The organism is Acinetobacter brisouisimilis (assembly GCF_000368265.1).
GTDB lineage: Bacteria > Pseudomonadota > Gammaproteobacteria > Pseudomonadales > Moraxellaceae > Acinetobacter.
Window position 1 is genome coordinate 1,978,484 of sequence record NZ_KB851219.1, and the last position, 18,186, is coordinate 1,996,669.

General features: G+C 43.0%; 13 protein-coding genes. 6 read left to right on the forward strand and 7 right to left on the reverse strand.

What is annotated here, in order from left to right; all coding sequences use genetic code 11:
- The 3 genes from F975_RS13005 to dxs all read right to left on the reverse strand — a co-directional run.
- Nucleotides 1-1,487: DEAD/DEAH box helicase (locus tag F975_RS13005; protein WP_004754066.1), on the reverse strand; the 1,487-nt coding region annotated here is incomplete at its 3' end.
- 632 nt (nt 1,488-2,119) lie between these two features.
- The gene (locus tag F975_RS13015) at nt 2,120-2,950 is read right to left on the reverse strand and encodes an inositol monophosphatase family protein (RefSeq protein ID WP_004754070.1); all 831 of its coding nucleotides are present in this window, start codon (nt 2,948-2,950) and stop codon (nt 2,120-2,122) included.
- A 121-nt stretch (nt 2,951-3,071) separates the two neighbouring features.
- Nucleotides 3,072-4,985 (reverse strand): 1-deoxy-D-xylulose-5-phosphate synthase, encoded by a 1,914-nt coding sequence (gene dxs / locus F975_RS13020; RefSeq protein WP_004754072.1) that lies wholly within the window; start codon nt 4,983-4,985, stop codon nt 3,072-3,074.
- A 303-nt stretch (nt 4,986-5,288) separates the two neighbouring features.
- Here dxs and ribA point away from each other — a divergent pair, with 303 nt between their 5' ends.
- Nucleotides 5,289-5,891, forward strand: coding sequence for a GTP cyclohydrolase II (gene ribA, locus F975_RS13025; RefSeq protein WP_004754074.1), 603 nt, complete (start codon nt 5,289-5,291; stop codon nt 5,889-5,891).
- Nucleotides 5,892-6,051: 160 nt separating this feature from the next.
- Here the strand turns inward: ribA and hemN are convergent, their stop codons facing one another.
- Entirely contained in the window at nt 6,052-7,419 is a 1,368-nt protein-coding gene (gene hemN / locus F975_RS13030; protein ID WP_004754076.1) for an oxygen-independent coproporphyrinogen III oxidase, read from the reverse strand.
- Nucleotides 7,420-7,682: 263 nt separating this feature from the next.
- On the opposite strand from hemN, the gene hemF reads away from it, so the two are divergent.
- Nucleotides 7,683-8,621 (forward strand): oxygen-dependent coproporphyrinogen oxidase, encoded by a 939-nt coding sequence (gene hemF, locus F975_RS13035; RefSeq protein WP_004754079.1) that lies wholly within the window; start codon nt 7,683-7,685, stop codon nt 8,619-8,621.
- Nucleotides 8,622-9,050: 429 nt separating this feature from the next.
- Nucleotides 9,051-9,839, forward strand: coding sequence for a shikimate dehydrogenase (gene aroE, locus F975_RS13040; protein WP_004754083.1), 789 nt, complete (start codon nt 9,051-9,053; stop codon nt 9,837-9,839).
- A 53-nt stretch (nt 9,840-9,892) separates the two neighbouring features.
- Here aroE and F975_RS13045 read toward each other — a convergent pair whose 3' ends face one another.
- Nucleotides 9,893-12,205, reverse strand: coding sequence for a hypothetical protein (locus F975_RS13045; protein ID WP_004754085.1), 2,313 nt, complete (start codon nt 12,203-12,205; stop codon nt 9,893-9,895).
- Nucleotides 12,206-12,426: 221 nt separating this feature from the next.
- Between F975_RS13045 and F975_RS13050 the strand changes: the two genes are divergently transcribed.
- Nucleotides 12,427-14,250, forward strand: a complete 1,824-nt coding sequence (locus tag F975_RS13050) for an acyl-CoA dehydrogenase C-terminal domain-containing protein (RefSeq protein ID WP_004754087.1) — start codon at nt 12,427-12,429, stop codon at nt 14,248-14,250.
- Between the two features lie 59 nt (nt 14,251-14,309).
- On the opposite strand, the gene F975_RS13055 is transcribed toward F975_RS13050, so the two are convergent.
- A complete protein-coding gene (locus F975_RS13055) occupies nt 14,310-15,236 on the reverse strand; it encodes a Dyp-type peroxidase (RefSeq protein ID WP_004754089.1) in 927 nt (308 codons plus the stop codon).
- A gap of 199 nt (nt 15,237-15,435) precedes the next feature.
- Here F975_RS13055 and F975_RS13060 point away from each other — a divergent pair, with 199 nt between their 5' ends.
- On the forward strand, nt 15,436-16,050 hold the full coding sequence (locus F975_RS13060) for a LysE family translocator (RefSeq protein ID WP_004754091.1): 615 nt from the start codon (nt 15,436-15,438) through the stop codon (nt 16,048-16,050).
- 336 nt (nt 16,051-16,386) lie between these two features.
- Here F975_RS13060 and hemW read toward each other — a convergent pair whose 3' ends face one another.
- Complete coding sequence (gene hemW / locus F975_RS13065) at nt 16,387-17,541, reverse strand: radical SAM family heme chaperone HemW (protein WP_004754094.1); 1,155 nt, start codon at nt 17,539-17,541, stop codon at nt 16,387-16,389.
- Between the two features lie 128 nt (nt 17,542-17,669).
- Here hemW and F975_RS13070 point away from each other — a divergent pair, with 128 nt between their 5' ends.
- Nucleotides 17,670-18,128, forward strand: a complete 459-nt coding sequence (locus F975_RS13070) for a DMT family transporter (RefSeq protein ID WP_004754096.1) — start codon at nt 17,670-17,672, stop codon at nt 18,126-18,128.
- Nucleotides 18,129-18,186: the final 58 nt, after the last annotated feature.

Here is an 18,186-nt window from a genome sequence, read left to right on the forward strand (position 1 = left end):
CCGAAATCACGTTTTGGACGGTCATCAAACGAACGTTGTGGACGGTCGCCAAAACCACCTTCACGACGTGGAGCTGGACGATCACCGAAATCACGACGTGGGCGATCTTCACCACCAAACGCTGGGCGTTCACCACGAGGTTTGTCATCAAAACTACGACGCGGGCGATCTTCACCACCTTCACGACGTTTAAAGTTGCTTTCGCCTTCAAAACGACGACCACCACCGAAACCGCCACGACCGCCATCACGACCGCCACGACCACGACCGCCGCCATCACGACCACGACCGCCACCATCACGACCACTACGTGCAGGAGGTGGAGATGGCTCAAGACCTTCGATTTCAGATACACTTAAACGTGCATCTAAGAAATCTTCTAAAGCGCGAATTTTACCACGTTCACGGTAAGTCGCTAAAGTAATTGCATTACCTGTACGTCCCGCACGACCTGTACGACCAATACGGTGTACATAGTCTTCATTTTTCATCGGAAGACCGAAGTTAATTACGTGTGAAATTGTTGGTACGTCAAGACCACGTGCTGCTACGTCAGTAGCAACAAGGATTTTTGCACGACCTTCACGAATACTACGTAAACGACGGTTACGAACTGTTTGTGGCATTGCACCATGAAGTGCAACAACTGATAAACCTGCTTCAGCAAGCTCTTCAGCCAGCATATCTGTGTCTTCTTGAGTTGAAGCAAACACAACTGCTTGATCTACTGACTCATCAGATAACCAGTGAGTTAATAATTTTTTCTTGTGTTCAAAGCCATCAGTCCAATGCAATGTTTGAGTGATGTCTGTATTTGTAGAGTGACCTGTTTCGATCGCAATACGCATCGGATCATTCATCATGCGTTCAGCAAGCGTAATAATACGCGATGCAAAAGTTGCAGAGAACATCAACGTTTGTTTACGGTTAGCTGCTAATTCACCAATTGCTTCTAGATCTTCAGAGAAACCTAGGTCAAGCATACGGTCAGCTTCATCGACAATTAACGAATCAACTTTATCAAGTTTGATTTGACGACGGTTAACAAGGTCAAGTAAACGACCTGGAGTCGCAACAACCACTTGCGCGCCTTTAAGCTGTTGAATTTGCTTACCAAAAGGCATACCACCCATGATTGCAGCAACACGAACGCCCTTCATATGGCGAACCAATGCAATCGCATCTTGACATACTTGTTGTGCTAACTCACGAGTCGGAGAAATCACTAGAATTGACGGTTGAGTAATTGCTTTCATACGTTCTTTAAACGGTACGAAAGTTTCTTGATTTGCAAGCGCATTCAAAGTTGGAAGCAAGAATGCAGCAGTTTTACCAGAACCCGTTTGGCTTGATACTAGAAGGTCTTTACCTTCAAGTGCAGCAGGAATAGCTTGTTCTTGTACAGGAGTTGGCGTAGTAAAACCTAAACCTTCAAGAGCCTGTGTTAATGACTCATCGAGGGAAAAATCAGCAAAAGTTTTGCTCATAGAGAGTATTCACCCTGAAGTGGGTGCTCCATTTAATAAATTACAATATGGACATCGGCAAAAAGCGGTACAGCAATTAGAGCTGAAAATATAAGAATTCAGCAGCGATCCGAATAACGACGATGTGGATATAACGCACACATGATTACTGCCGCAAACCTGAAGGAATCGCTTAAGCGATTGGGGCGCGAAGGATATGTCCTCTCTATGGACAAGACGCGCATACAATGATTAGAAGATAATGTTCAGGTAATGAACGAAAATTAAGTGCGTCTGAGAATTATAGCAGAAAATTTTAGAAAGTCACCCTTTTTGATTGGCTTTTATGTCATTAAATTAAAGTATTTGAATTTTATGATAATTTTTAAAATTAAATTTCAAAAACAAGGGATCTTCTGATGTATTGGATGTACATTATTGCCTGTTATAGTTCAATTCGTGGTTTCTATTACAAATGCCCTCTCTCACTCAAAGCAAGCATTACAGATAAAATGATTGCCATCTATCCAAGCTTATCTATTAAAATCATCAGTGGGAACATTTTTTATTTGTCAGATCATGATTTTTTGTTCCCATAAAAAAAGTGACTCTTACGAGTCACTTTTTAAATATTCGTAGATTGATATTCAATCTTATTTAGCTGCATCTGCCCAGGCAGGCACAACAGCTTGCATGAATGGTTTTAACATTTTCATTGAACATGCCAACACTTGACCATTATCCATAGAGTCTGTACCACCACGCGCGTCTACGACTGTACCGCCCGCTTCTTTCACAATTAACTCACCTGCTGCGATGTCCCATGGTTTCAAACCAAGTTCAAAGAAACCATCGAAACGACCTGTTGCGACATAAGCTAAATCAAGTGCTGCTGAACCTGTACGGCGGAATTGTGCACCTGCTTCAGTCACGGCAAGCAATGCATCAAAATGTTGTTTTGCATAAGAAATGACTTGGCCATTACGTTTAGCACGGTAAGCATGACCAACAGAAATAAAGGTACTTTCTAGGCTATCACGAACATTTACACGAATACGGCGTTGGTTCATCATCGCACCGCGACCACGGCTTGCAGAGAATAACTCATCGCGCACAGGATCATAGATCACACCGTGTTGAGTAATACCTTTATGTTGTACCGCAATAGAAATACAGAAATGTGGAACGCCATTGATGAAGTTTAATGTGCCATCTAAAGGATCGATTACCCAGCACCAGTCTGCATCGTGACCTTTGCCTTCTTGCATACCAAACTCTTCGCCTAGGAAGCTGTGGTTTTTATAGCTTTTACGAAGAGTATCAATAGTCAGTTGTTCTAGGTAACGGTCAACACGTGTTACAGGACCGTCGATGCCTTTTTCTTCAACTTGTAAATCGAGTTTATGACGATTTTGATGCGCTTTTAAAAGCTCTTGACCAACTGTTTGAGCCGCACGCGCAGCCATCACCACCATAGGTTCCATTGAACACCCACTAAAAATACAAGAAGATTTTGACAAAGAATAATGCATAAAAGCGCAGGCATTTTAACAAATCTCTGCGCTTTTTGCTAAAAAATATTTCGAAATGTGTAACCAGAAAAAATTATGCGATTTGTACGGCTTTTTTCCATGCTTGCACAATCGACTGCTCAATACCTTCTGCATCAAGTCCACAATCGTGCAACATCTGTGCATGCTCTGCCTGATGCAAGAAGCTGTCTGGCAAACCTAAGTTTAATACAGGTTTTACAATCTGGGCTTGTGCCAAATATTCATTAACGGCACTGCCAGCACCTGCCATGACAGCATGCTCTTCAACAGTAACGAACAAAGCTGTGGTTGCTGCAAGTTGCTGAATGATGTTTTCATCCAGTGGTTTGACAAAACGCATATTCACGACTGTAACAGCAACATCAAGCTGCTTCGCAAGGCTTTCTGCAACTTTCAGACAAGGCATGACACGACTACCAAATGCCAGAATACTGATTTTATCGTCATGCTGGCTGTTGAGTTCAAACACAATTTCCGCCTGACCAATTGGTAAAGCCGTCAATTTCTGCTCGATCTCTACACCTGCGCCTACGCCACGTGGGTAACGTACCGCCGCAGGTCCTTCGTAAGCATAGGCAGTATGCAGCATTTGGCGGCATTCATTTTCGTCTTTTGGCGCCATAATCACCAAATTCGGAATGGTCCGCATATACGCATAATCGTATGCACCTGCATGCGTTGGTCCATCTTCACCCACCAAACCAGCACGATCGATCCCAAAGGTCACATCCAGATTTTGCAAGGCAACATCATGGACAAGTTGGTCATAACCACGTTGCAAGAAGGTCGAATAAATCGCGACCACAGGTTTTAAACCTTCACATGCCATACCTGCTGCAAGCGTCACAGCATGTTGCTCAGCAATCGCAACATCAAAGAAACGTTCAGGATATTGCTTAGCAAACTTCACCATGCCCGAGCCTTCACACATTGCTGGAGTAATGGCAAGCAAACGCGAGTCTTGTGCAGCTTCATCACATAACCACTGCCCAAAAACGTCGGAATATTTCGGGGCTGACTTTTTCTTGGCTGGAGCGACCATAACCACTTGTTTTGGAATGGCATGATAACCAATCGGGTCGGCTTCAGCGGGTGCAAAACCTTTCCCCTTTTTGGTATAGACATGTACCAAACGAGGTCCTTTACGCTGTTTCAACGCATTCAGGACTTGAACCAACTGCTGAACATCATGACCATCAAATGGGCCAAAGTATTCAAATCCAATCGCTTTAAACAGGTTATCTGCTTCTTGAGTTGCAGACTGATGCAAGCGTGAGGTATATGCCCACTCAGGATGCGGTTCGATCACTGCATCGCCATCGGCATTAATATTGACCAGTTGCCCCTGCTCCCAAATGGCTGCCAAATGCTTGGCAAAACCACCTGTACTGCATGAGATCGACATATCATTGTCGTTTAAAATCACAATTAAGTCAGCTTGGTGTGCTACTGCATCATTCATGGCTTCAAATGCCATACCCGCGGTCATGGCACCATCACCGACAATACACACCACATCACGCGGTTTGTTTTGATAGCGACATGCCAGCGACATACCAAGTCCCGCAGAAATCGCAGTCGACGAATGTCCCACACCGAAAGTATCAAATTCAGATTCATCACGTGCAGGAAATGCTGCCAGACCGTTTTTACTACGAATGGTGGTCAGTTGTTCACGTCGCCCCGTCAACACTTTATGTGGATATGCCTGATGCCCCACATCCCAAATCAAACGGTCTTGCGGAGTATTGAAGCAATAATGTAGTGCAATGGTCAGTTCAATCACGCCCAGGTTTGCACCAAAATGCCCACCACTTTGTCCTGCCGCATACAAGATATATTGACGTAACTCATCCGCCACTTGTTCGAGCTGGCTTTGATCTAGCTGACGTAATTGCTGCGGATGATCAATCGCATTCAACAACGGCGTAACAGGACGTTGAGTTGGTATTTCTGTATACAACATATGTGGCAAAGCCTTCTAGAGCCTGGCAAATCCTAAGCTAGGTATATTGCGTTAAATCGATAATTCTACCTTATCGAACGTTGTTTTCAATGAGCCACATGTCTTTTGATGTAGTCTTACACATTGCTTTTGTCCTAGACAGGGCTGTGATTATCCTGAAAAATGATAGAGATATTCAACTATTATTATTTGCTTTCTACAAAAAAATAATTTGATTGGCGTAATTTTTGTATGCTCAAGCTATCAATATCTGATCATTGCGCTATACTTTGTTCGACTAATTGATGACGAAAGAGTTTGACTGTGCCGATTGCTTTTGTTGCTACTTCTAAACTTCCAACCGCATTTGGTGAATTTCATATTAGTGTATTTCAAGACCCTGAAACAGGCGAAGAACATGTCGCCTTATGGAAAGGTTTGGATATGCCAGCAACTGCACCGGTTTTAGTGCGCATTCACTCCGAATGCCTTACAGGCGATGCATTTTCATCCTTAAAATGCGATTGTGGCCCGCAGCTTAAAGCGACCCAGCACATGATTAATGAAGCAGGTCAAGGGGTCATTTTATACTTGCGTCAGGAAGGTCGCGGCATTGGACTCACCAATAAAATCCGCGCCTACGCCTTGCAGGATCAGGGGCATGACACAGTCGATGCGAACCTGATGCTGAACTTGCCTGCCGATGCCCGCCGCTATGACATGTGTAAAATCATGCTTGATCATCTACAGGTACACCAAGTTAAATTGATTACAAATAACCCGCTTAAATTGATTGCCTTGCGTGATCTGGGCATTGATGTGGTTGATCGTGTACCACTGACTGTGGGTTTAAATCCATTTAACCAGCAATACTTAAAAACCAAACATGACCGTATGTCACACATGTATAAAGAAGATGACTTTTAAGTCACCACATTACACACAAGCCACTTCAGGCAAATAAAAAGAGCATTTTTAAATGCTCTTTTTTTACACTAGCCCTTTTCAGACCTATTTAGATCATCTTTATGCTTCTCCCATAAAGAGAAACATAAAAAAGTGATGAAAGAAGTCTATTTGTGCAATTTTAAATCGTCATGGAGAAAATTCGCGTCTGCGGCTGTTTTCGTTTTAGATGCAAATCGAACGCCATACAGATATTGCGAATAAACGGCTTACCTTGCTCACTAATCTGAATGCCTTGTGGCTGAAGCGTCAACAAGCCATCCTGCTGCATTTCTTCAAGCTGGCTGAGGACTTCAGGTAACTCAGGAAATGCCATGCTTGGCTCTGCCCAAGAGGTTTTAAATGTGCACATCAAGTTCAGAATATGCTGACGAATGATTAAATCTTCCTGCGACAGGATATGCCCTTTAAATACCGGAATTTGATTTTGCTCTAAACGTGCATAATAGTCTTCGAGCGTTTTTTCATTTTGCGCAAAGCTGTACCAACTATCACTAATCGAAGACAACCCCAAACCAATCATGACTTTAGTTTTCGATGAGGTATAACCCATAAAGTTACGGTGCAAACTGCCCTGCTGAAACGACTGATACATGCTGTCGTGTTCCAGAGCAAAATGATCCATACCAATTTCATGATAACCATGCGCCAACAAACGCTTTTTACCTTCTTCGTATAGCGTGCGTTTCACATCATCTTTGGGTACATCCTGATCTTTAAAACCACGCTGACCATTCCCCTTAATCCAGGGCACATGTGCATAACTGTAAAATGCCAAACGGTCTGGGCTTAAACTGTTGGTTTTTTCAATGGTGTTTAACACATCTTCCAGACTTTGAAATGGCAAACCAAAAACCAGATCGTGAGAAATCGACTCATAACCAATTTCGCGCGCCCAACGTGTCACCTGCTCGACATGCTCAAACGGCTGAATACGGTGAATGGCTTTTTGCACATTTAAATTATAATCCTGCACCCCGTAGCTGACACGGCGAAAGCCCAGATCATACAAGGTTTGCAGATGTTCACGGGTGGTATTGTTAGGATGCCCTTCAAAACTAAATTCGTGCTGTGGAGCAATGTCGGCTTTGGCTAAAATCCCCTGAATCAGCTCAAGCAAATGTTCTGCTGAGAAAAAAGTCGGCGTCCCGCCACCCAAATGAATTTCTTTAATGATTGGGCGATCTTGTAATAACTGACAATACAAATCCCATTCTTTGAGTACTGCCTGAATATACGGCTGTTCCATCTCATGGCGTTTGGTGACCCGTTTATGGCAACCACAAAAGGTACATAAACTTTCACAAAATGGCAGATGAATATACAAACTAATGCCTTCGCTGGCATTGGATTCATCAAAGGCGCGTTTTAGAGTCTGCTGCCAAAGCTCTAGTGAAAATGCCTGATTATCCCAATACGGCACAGTTGGATAACTGGTATAGCGTGGTCCTGAAACATTATATTTTTGAATTAACGAGGTTGTACCCATATTTACTCAACTCTTGGTGATGTTGCTGACCACAACAGGCAAAATTTGGAAAGATTGATCCTAAATGCATGTTTATTCTGATTGGCTACCGACAAGATTTCAAGCAATAACGACATGACACAACTGCTATTTTACAATCAAAACACTCCAATTATTCCGACCAAAACACTTTGATTTTCCTGTATAAAATTAAAATTCCTTAATTTTTTGACATTTCTATGTTTTGATGTATGCCATATTTGCTCTTTTAAATGAGGATTGTGATGCAGCATCCGACTTCAGTCGATATTCAGCGTGTACGCGAATTTCTGCTCGACTTGCAGGCAAGAATCTGTGAGCGTCTTGAACAACAAGAACAAGCAGGCGGTGGTACTGCCCAATTTGAGATTGATGACTGGCAACGCCCTGAAGGTGGTGGTGGACGCTCCCGTGTGCTACAAAACGGCACAGTGATTGAAAAAGGCGGTGTGATGTTTTCACACATCAATATCAACAAACTGCCCGAATCAGCGACTGCTCGCCATCCTGAAATTGCAGGCGCCAAAGCGCAGGCTCTCGGTGTGTCTTTAGTCATCCATCCTAAAAACCCGCACATTCCAACATCACATGCCAATGTGCGCCTGTTTGTCGCAGAACCCGAAGGTCGTGATCCTGTGTGGTGGTTTGGTGGCGGTTATGACCTTACCCCATTTTACCCAGACGATGCTGACATTAAAGCCTGGCATCAGGCAGCACATGATCTGTGCCAGCCATTTGGGGAAGATGTGTATACCAAGCATAAACAATGGTGTGATGATTATTTTTATTTAAAACATCGTGATGAACAGCGAGGAGTCGGTGGTTTATTTTTTGATGATTTAAATTGCTGGGACTTTGAAACCTGCTTTAAGTATATGCAAGCTGTGGGTAATGGTTACCTGAATGCAATTTTACCCATTTTTGAAAAACACCGCGAGCAACCCTATAGCGAAGCACAACGTGAGTTTCAACTCTACCGACGTGGGCGTTATGTAGAATTTAATCTGGTGTATGATCGCGGTACACTTTTTGGGCTACAAACAGGGGGGCGGATTGAATCTATTTTAGTCAGTCTACCTAACCTAGCAGCATGGTCATACCGCCCTGAATGGGAAAAAAACTCACCTGAACGACGTTTAACTGAGTATTATCTGCAACCACATGACTGGCTCAATGAGTTATAAATGTAAGGCTTTTTAGGCAGTTAAATTTAACTGCCTTTTTCCACTATAAATAATAATTATTCTTACAAAAGACTCAGGATATTTTTGTCATATCAGTTTAAAATTTATCTGCTGTAATACAACCTCATCGAGGAATGAGAGTCACCATGTTTAATCTATTTCATAATCACAAAGCTAGTTTTTTTGTTCTCACACTAACCCTACTCATCTGTTCTATGACAGCTACATTCACATTTAACAACCACATTTCTGACAGCGTATCCATTCTTTTCAGCATTATGCTAAGTATGCTTCTCATCAGTCTAGTTTTGGCACTACTCTGGGAAAAAATTGAAGGCATCTGCAATCCATAAACAGGCTTTTTAGTTTTTTCAAGGTGAAAATTCACGTATATTGAGGGCAATTTTTTCACCGCATGGACATCAAAACATGAGCAAACAGTTTGCTGTTGTTGGTAATCCAATTGAACATTCGCGCTCTCCTGAACTACATCATGCCTTTGCCCAAAAATTAGGTATCGATCTCACTTACAATAAACGTCTTGCTCCTCTTGATGGCTTTGAACACAACATTCAAGATTTCTTTCAGGCAGGTGGTATCGGTTTAAATGTCACCGTACCCTTTAAAGAACAAGCCTTTGCCTTGTGTCAACAGCTCACTGAACGTGCCAAAATTGCCAAAGCAGTCAATACTTTATGGATGCAAGATGGACAACTGCACGGTGACAACACTGATGGTCAGGGTCTAGTCAATGCCATTTTGGCGCTAGGCTGGTCACTTAAAAATAGTAAAATTCTGATTTTAGGTGCAGGCGGTGCAACCCGTGGCGTGATTTATCCATTGGCCCAAGCGGGTGCAAAACAAATCGTGATTGCCAACCGTACTTTGGCTCGCGCAGAACAACTGATTACTGACTTACAACACGCTGTACCCGATACCGAATTATCTGCCACTGGTTTAGATCAGCTAAGCGGCGACTTCGACTTGGTGATTAATGCTACATCTGCGAGCCTGTCAGGCGATGCTTTACAACTGCCAGAGCAGTTAAAATTCAGCCATGCTTATGAAATGGCATACGGCAAACCATCCAGTTTTCTCGATCAAGCCGCACAGCGCCAAGTCCCATATAGCGATGGTTTTGGCATGCTGGTTGGTCAAGCGGTTGAAGCCTTTGAAATCTGGAATGGTGTAAAACCCGAACTGCGAGATTTCCTCTAAACCCGATAAAAAAAACAGGCAACCTTAAGGTTGCCTGCCATGTGATTGCGTTGTTATTTCTGTTTTGAGCTTTGTAGAATTTGCACATACACAGACTTAAATACATCTTGATCCATATATAAATATTCAGTACTACTCACCTGTTGAATACTGCTCAGGTTCGGTGACTTCTGACGTGACTGCACATAAAATTTACCCAAACGATTTGCCAGATGCTTCAAATCATTCGTGGCTTGCTCCTCATTGTGTGCGGTTAAATAGCTGACTTCATATAGCTTGGCGAAACGCGACTCAGGAGTGCTATACGATTTCTGAATAATTGCCCATTGCTTACTCACTCCTGCCTGACGCTGCGCTTTTTTCACAATCGGTGTCGCATCAACTTTATAGAATGTTCTTGAATTGAGCTGGTGTTTTTTAATCAGCAGTTTGATTCTTGCCAGCTCCTGACCTTTTGGCGTGTAGCTACCATTTTCCTGACCGTCATAATACGCCATGACCAGTGCAATCTCTTGAATGTCTTGCGCCGAATAATGCTGCATGATTTTCGGATATTTCAGCGACAATAACATGCCATACACAAGCTGATAGGTTTTTATATAGGAATGGTTTTGTGCATAAGCTTGGTTAGCAAGCTGCTGAATTTGCTCATCCCAACTGTGTTGCCCAAATAGCCGTTTAAATTGCTCAGCTTTTTCCTGTAATACCGTGCCTTGCGCCGCTTCGTCAAAGGATTTGGCTTTACGCATTCCCTCACGGTCAATATTTTTCGGATGACCATAATTGCTCCACTGGTTATTCGAGCGGATATGTAAAGTCTTATTGATCGAATCGGCTTTTAATTGTGCCTGATAATTGGTGGTGACAGCACGCCCCTGACGGTCAATGCCGATCTCAATCACTAACGGATTACGCTGTTCTACGTTTGCCAGTAACGCCTGAATTTGAGGTTGTTTGGCTTGCCACTGGATTTTAAAATCTGTAGCGCTAACAAATTTGTCCGTTGACTGACCTTTAAACAGTTCCACAACTTTAAATACATTTGTACCTGTTTTGGCCAACTGTTCTGCAAGTTGGTCATCTTGTGTCTGACTTGCAAACAGATCAAGACCTTCATCCAGACAGGTTTGATATTGTCCTACACTCACTGCCTTCGCTTGCTTTTGTAATGCAACACACTGTTCATGAGAAAGCTCAACTGAATCATTTTCAGCTGCTACATTTGCTTGATCATCGGCTGGTTCTGCCGATGTGGCTGTTGTCGCTCTATCCGCTGCATCAGTTGGCTCATTTTCAGCAGCTGCAGCAATCGGATGATCCACTTCAGCTACATCTTCTGCATCATCATGAGCTGTAACAGCTGCTGTAGGCTCTTGATCTTTAGTATATGCCGCACCAGAATTTTCAGTTTCAACTGCCGCATGATCTTTCCATAAAGCATAGGCCCAATCTGCCTGCTCTTGTGGCGTCATACGGTTTAAATCGACTGGTTTGACTTCTGCGCTGACAGGTTTTTCACTGAGCAAATACTGAGTCAAATAAGCGCTATTGACTGTGGTATAACTCAGGCTTTGCGCAACATATTCCTCAAGAGAGGTATGCAATTGTATTTTTTCGACAACACCCTGCTGACGTTCAGCGGCACTTACACTAACATGAGTCAACTGTTCTGGCGTTGCCAAAATATAAGGCAACGCATTGCTTTGTTTTAGGTAATCGACCAACAAGCGCATATCCAGCCGATTGAACTGACCTTTAAATTTAGACAGGTCAAAATACATCAACTGGTCACGCTGTTCTGGGGCAGCCAAAAATGGCATAAATGCAAAAACGTTGGTATAAAATTTGGCCTGTTTCAAGTCAACAATAAGCGGATAACTAAGCTGCATTTGTAAACTTGGGGTCTGATAACGAGCCGTCAGGTTCATGCCTGCCACCTGATCGCGATAATCAACACCACCCTGATAATTCACCTGAAAATCTTGTAAGAAATTGAAACCTGTTGTAAGCAGACGTGACCACTTTTGCTTGCCGTTTTGCAGTTGTTCCTGAAGCAAGGCAAACTCAAGCTGCTGCCGCTGCTCGGCAGATAAATTGATTTGCTGTGCACTCAAATAATGATTTAATTTGTCTTTTAACTCATGATTTAATTCAGGTTTTCTCTTTAATACAGATAAACTATCTTGTACGTCAAAATTGAGATTGCCTTTGAAATCAAAGCCCGAATTCTCATAAATTGCACTGACTGCATGTACAGTATGCTCCTGAATTTGTTCCGTTTTTTGAGGTGACTGAACAAAATACTGTGAACAACCTGTCAAACTTAAACCAAATAAACAACATGTTAAATATTGTAATTTCATCATCACTTGTTTTTCCGTCTTGTTATATCGACTTATCGCTATAGTGCGATTTTTAGGAGATACTTTAACAAAAATAATAATATACAAATAATAGCTTTATGTAATTCAATCCATCGAGTTTGCCTTATTGACAGCACTTGCAAGTCAGGCTATCAATGTAATTAGTACACGGTTATGAATAATGAAATCCATCAGAACGCAATAAAAATTAGGATATTTGCCTTATGACCACATATAAAGCGCCCCTACGTGACATACGTTTCCTTATGAACGAGGTGTTTCATTATCCTGAGCACTATAAAACCCTCTCCAATGCCGAAAATATTGACCAAGACACGGTCGATATGATTTTGGAAGGGGCGGCAGATTATTGTGAAAATGTCCTCTCACCGTTATATCAAACAGGTGATGATGAAGGCTGTCATTTTAAAGATGGTGTCGTCACCACACCAAAAGGGTATAAAGAAGCCTACGATCAGTTTGTCCAAGGTGGCTGGCAAGGACTATCTTACCCTGAAGAATTTGGTGGGCAAGATTTACCCATGTCACTCAATCTGATTAAATCCGAAATGATGGGTACAGCCAACTGGTCATTTACCATGTATCCGGGTTTAAGTATGGGCTGTATGAATACCATTATGCAGTTTGGTACGCCTGAGCAGAAAACCACTTATATGCCACATCTGGTTGCAGGAACATGGAGTGGTACCATGTGTTTGACCGAGCCGCAGTGTGGTACTGACCTTGGGCAAGTCAAAACCAAGGCTGAACCTAATGCCGATGGCAGTTATGATATTACAGGTACCAAAATTTTCATTTCAGCAGGCGAACATGACCTGACTGAAAATATTGTACATATTGTTCTAGCGCGTTTACCGAATGCGCCACAAGGAACTAAAGGTATTTCCCTGTTTATTGTGCCAAAGTTCTTGCCAAATGCCGATGGTGGTGTGGGCGAGCGTAATGCAGTAAATTGCGGCTCAATTGAACATAAAATGGGAATTAAAGCATCTGCAACTGCGGTGCTGAATTTTGACCAAGCTAAAGGCTTCTTGATTGGCGAACCCAATAAGGGCTTGCATGCCATGTTTACCTTCATGAACACAGCACGAATTGGTACAGCGGTACAAGGGATCGCCCATGCTGAACTGTCTTATCAGGGGGCGCTGCCATATGCCAAACAGCGTATGTCGATGCGTGCCTTGTCTGGTAAGAAAGACCCTGACAAACCAGCAGATGCGATTATTCACCATGCCGATGTCCGTCGCATGTTGTTGACCCAAAAAGCTATCGCTGAAGGTGGGCGTGCCATGATCTATTATGCTGCACAGCTTGCCGACAAAATGAACGATGCCCTGAAACGTGGTGATCAGGCAGAGTTCGAAGCCTATGATGACAAACTCGGTTTTTACACCCCGATTTTAAAAGGCTTCCTGACTGAACTGGGCTTTGAAGCAGCCAATCATGGCATGCAGGTCTTTGGTGGACATGGGTATATTAAAGACTGGGGTATGGAGCAAATTGTCCGTGATGCCCGTATTTCAACCTTGTATGAAGGCACAACTGGCGTTCAGGCACTCGACTTGATTGGTCGTAAAGTACTGCTCTCCTCTAAAGGTAAAATCATTCGTGACTATACTGCCGAGATTTTGAAATTCTCAGGACGGCATGCCCGTAATAAATACTTGCGCCGCTTTATCTGGGATTTAACCAAACTTTGCGCACAGTGGAATGCGATTACTGTACGAATCTTCTTGGCAGCCCGTAAAGACCGCGATGTAGTATCTGCTGCCTCTGTCGACTTCCTGATGTTCTCAGGTTATGTGATGATGGCCTATTTCTGGGCACAACAAGCCGCGATTGCTTCTGAAAAAATCGAAGCAGGTGACGGTGCAGAAACCATCGAGTTTTATAAAGCCAAAATCAAAGTGGCAGATTTCTACTTTGACCGTATTTTGCCACGTGCCCAAGGACATGCCGAATCTGCGGTGACCCCATCAAAAAGTCTGATTGGCTTACCTGTCGAACATTTTAGTTTTGATTACTAAACCATGATTTCGAAATAAAAAGAGCGCTTAATGCGCTCTTTTTATTTTATTAGATCACTTTAATCGTCTAAATCGAGTACTTGTTCCAGTAACCGCTCTGATGGCGCAAAATAATAAGCACCGTCCACCGCAGTCACAAAATGCAATAAACGGTCATGAATTCCATCGCCACTGGTTCCAAACATGCGCTGCAACATCCGATCAATACGAGTCAAATCTTTGGTATAGGCAATAAAAAATAGCCCCTGATCACCATGCCCATCTCCATACGGTAGACTGTGACGCAAGATCTCAAGTTCTTCACCTTCATCATCCTCAACCACAGTACGGGCAATATGGGCATTTTCAGGTTTAGCTTCATCGTCCAGTTCTATCGACTCAAGCTTGGTGCGTCCGATGACCTGTTCCTGAACATCGACTTTTAAACGGCGCCATTTATCCAGATCATGTACATAACGCTGGGCAAAGACAAAACTGCCGCCTGCAAACTCACCTGCTTCTGCCCCAAGTAATGCGGTTTCTTCACGGTCATCCTTAAATTGTGGATTTTCTGTACCATCAATAAAACCCGTTAAATCACGTCCATCGAGATAGCGAAAACAGGCGCGTTCATCAAGAACTTCGACTTTGCCCTGAATGCCATTAAAGAAGGTCTGACTCAAAGAAAAACAGATGTCGGTACGCTGACTGGCAATATGAATCAGCACATCAGCAGGCTGTACAGGCATGTTAAACGCACCAGCTTGTGGATCAAGCTGCTTGAATCCTGCCGGTGTGGTGCTATGCAGCTGACTCCACAAGTCAGGGCCAAAAGCCACTGCGGTTTTGATTTGTTCATTCGGATGCTGAGTAATCAGACGATCTCGTTCCGAGAAAAATTTCTCTAGTTGTTTTTTTAAATCATGAAGACTGAGCTGGTTCAAACGAACCACAAGAAAACGCGCATGATCTGAAGGTAATGGCAAAATCACGGATTGAGCAGTCATGAAAAGCTCCTAAATACTGTTGTAATTTATCGTTCGGATCATTCTGCCCGAAGCATTTCCTACTTAATAGATTATTTTTGATAATATTTTTTGCTGTAAACAGACACCTTTCATGAGTTGTCACAGAATTGCGATTTTGTTCAATCCAGTTAAAATCAAAGTAACAATCATTTTCCCAACCTAAAGGACACACAACCTTGTGACTACCCTGCTGATTTCTTATCTGATTGCGATTGCTTTACTGACGATTACCCCTGGGCTGGACACAACGCTGATTTTGCGTACGGCTACGGTGGAAGGTCGGCAAAAAGCTTTACAAGCCGCGATTGGAATTAATCTGGGGTGTTTGGTCTGGGGGCTGGTGGTTGCCTGTGGGCTAGGTGCATTGCTGAGTAGCTCGGTTGTTGCCTTTACCTTACTGAAATGGACAGGCGCGATTTATCTGGCTTGGCTCGGGGTACAAATGCTGCGCAACCCGCGTCAGCACTTGGGTAATTTGGAGCAAAATACAACTACGCAGCAAAACTGGTTACTCAAAGGCTGTCTGAGTAATTTGCTAAACCCTAAAGTCGGAATTTTCTATATTTCATTTTTACCGCAGTTTGTACCCAACCAGCATGCTGCAACAGCGTGGATCATGTTGTTGGTGCTGATTCATATTGTACTGACGCTGATCTGGTCAACTTTCCTGATTCTCGGTTCACAACCGTTTGCCAAATATCTGAAACAGCCAAAAATCGTGCAGAGCATTGACCGTATTACGGGGGCTGTTTTTGTCTTGTTTGCGCTGAAACTGGCATTCAGTAAGCGTTAAAACATAAATACGATAAAGGGGCTGTTTGCCTCTTTCTTAATTCTATGTATGCCAGTCCCTTTAAAGAATAACCAATTTATTGCTATTAAATTCATCTCATCATTTACTTGTGCGAGATGTCATCCACAACCTGCTGGGTATCTGTAATATATTGTTTTTGCAATAGAGTCAGATAGATGAAAGTTTTGAACAAGTTTTGTGGATGACAAAGTTTTTGGTTAATTTTTTTAAAAAGTAACATAACAGCAGTGATCTCATATCAATTTATCAGCATCAGATCATGACAATTGATTATTTTTATCAAATATTTAACACCATACTGATGAATTGCAGAATTTATAAAAACTCTTCCAGCACGCTATTTAAAAATAAATGCCCTTTGTCGGTACATGCCAGTCGTTCAGCATCTGTGACCAATAACTGCTGTTGCTGTAACTTTTCAACGCTTGCTGCAACACTGGAAAATGGCAGCCCTGTACGCTGCTGGTAAAACTCACTCGGAACACCTTCGTTTAAACGCAATGCATTCATCATAAACTCAAAAGGCAACTCTTCTGCTTCAATGCGTTGCCACTGCAATGCAGGTGCAGGCACTTTGGCGAGATAATCCTTAGGTAAACGGCTTTTTTGGAAACGGTAAATGCCATCGGGCTGAGTCACTTTACCGTGAGCACCTGCCCCAATCGCCAGATAGTCCCCAAACTGCCAGTAATTCAGATTATGTCGTGAAGGTAATTCCTTACGCCATGCGGACACTTCATAATTAATAAAGCCTTGGGCTTTTAAATAATCTTCGCCTTGCTGTTGAATCTCAAGTAACACATCTTCATCAGGTAAACATGGCTGGGTACGGAAAAACACGGTATTCGGTTCAATCGTCAACTGATACCAAGACACATGCGTTGCACCACATTCCACCGCCAAGCGTAAATCCAGTAAGGCTTGCTCAAGGGTTTGTTGCGGCAAACCGTGCATCAGATCCACATTGACCCGTTCAAAACCTGCTGCTCTCGCCTGCTGAATGGCTTTTTCTGCATTGTCCCCGCTATGAATACGCCCTAAACACTGCAAATGCGTATTGTCAAAACTTTGTACCCCAATCGACAGACGGTTGATGCCTGCCTGTAAATAATCGGCAAAAGGTTGATGCTCCAGTGTGCCTGGATTGGCTTCCAAGGTAATTTCACAGTCAGCAGCAAAATTCAGACGTTGTTTTAACTCAGTAAATAACCACTGATAACCTGCCGCTGAAATCAGTGACGGCGTTCCGCCACCAATAAACACGCTCTGAATCTCACGTCCCTGTGCGCATTCAATCTGCGTGTCAAAATCTGCAACCAATGCCTGTAAATATTCCTGTTCCAAATCCAGTGACAATTTACCATCGGGTACAGCATGTGAATTGAAATCACAGTACGGACATTTACGCACACACCACGGCATATGAATGTAAAGCGACAACGGAATATTTTGCGGATTAAACAAGCTCAAGAACTCAGCCTAAAATGAGAAAAAACCATCGCGGATTTTAGCATGTCTGACGCATAAAAGCCGCTCGGCAATGCTACACTGAAATGAAAATTACACTGAAATGAAAATAACAACAGCAAGGAGCAACCATGAAACTTACAGTCCATCTGTTATGGTTGTGTCCGCTTGCCTTTGGCATTGGCATTGCCATGACCATTCAAACTGCCATCAACAGTGCCTTACGTGAACACTTAGAGTCAGCGCTACATGCCGCATTGATTTCGTTTAGTGTTGGCACACTGACGTTATTGTTACTGGTGCTATTTTTTACCAAAAATTATCCGCAGTGGCAGACCTTGAGTCTGTTACCGTGGTATTTGTGGTTTGGTGGCTGTTTGGGGGTTTATGCCATCAGCATGAGCATTTATACTGCCCCTAAACTGGGCTTTTTGACCTTTTCTGGTTTGGTACTGTTTGGTCAAATTAGTATGTCAATCTTACTGGATCACTTTGCATGGTTTGGTAATGAACGTGTCCCGATCTCTTGGCAACGTGTTTGCGGAGCCGTCGCAATTTTTGTCGGTGTATTACTTACTCTACAACGCTAATTTATTTGAGTATTTTCAGTGCTAAAAACTCCTTCGACAGGTGTGGAACTCAGACGCC

Excerpts from the sequence above, each read along its gene's own strand:
- hemN (WP_004754076.1), bottom strand. The coding sequence starts at position 7,419 with ATGGGTACAACCTCGTTAATTCAAAAATATAATGTTTCAGGACCACGC.
- F975_RS13050 (WP_004754087.1), top strand. The coding sequence starts at position 12,427 with ATGACCACATATAAAGCGCCCCTACGTGACATACGTTTCCTTATGAAC.
- F975_RS13055 (WP_004754089.1), bottom strand. The coding sequence starts at position 15,236 with ATGACTGCTCAATCCGTGATTTTGCCATTACCTTCAGATCATGCGCGT.
- F975_RS13015 (WP_004754070.1), bottom strand. The coding sequence starts at position 2,950 with ATGGAACCTATGGTGGTGATGGCTGCGCGTGCGGCTCAAACAGTTGGT.
- aroE (WP_004754083.1), top strand. The coding sequence starts at position 9,051 with ATGAGCAAACAGTTTGCTGTTGTTGGTAATCCAATTGAACATTCGCGC.
- dxs (WP_004754072.1), bottom strand. The coding sequence starts at position 4,985 with ATGTTGTATACAGAAATACCAACTCAACGTCCTGTTACGCCGTTGTTG.
- F975_RS13045 (WP_004754085.1), bottom strand. The coding sequence starts at position 12,205 with ATGATGAAATTACAATATTTAACATGTTGTTTATTTGGTTTAAGTTTG.
- F975_RS13070 (WP_004754096.1), top strand. The coding sequence starts at position 17,670 with ATGAAACTTACAGTCCATCTGTTATGGTTGTGTCCGCTTGCCTTTGGC.
- hemF (WP_004754079.1), top strand. The coding sequence starts at position 7,683 with ATGCAGCATCCGACTTCAGTCGATATTCAGCGTGTACGCGAATTTCTG.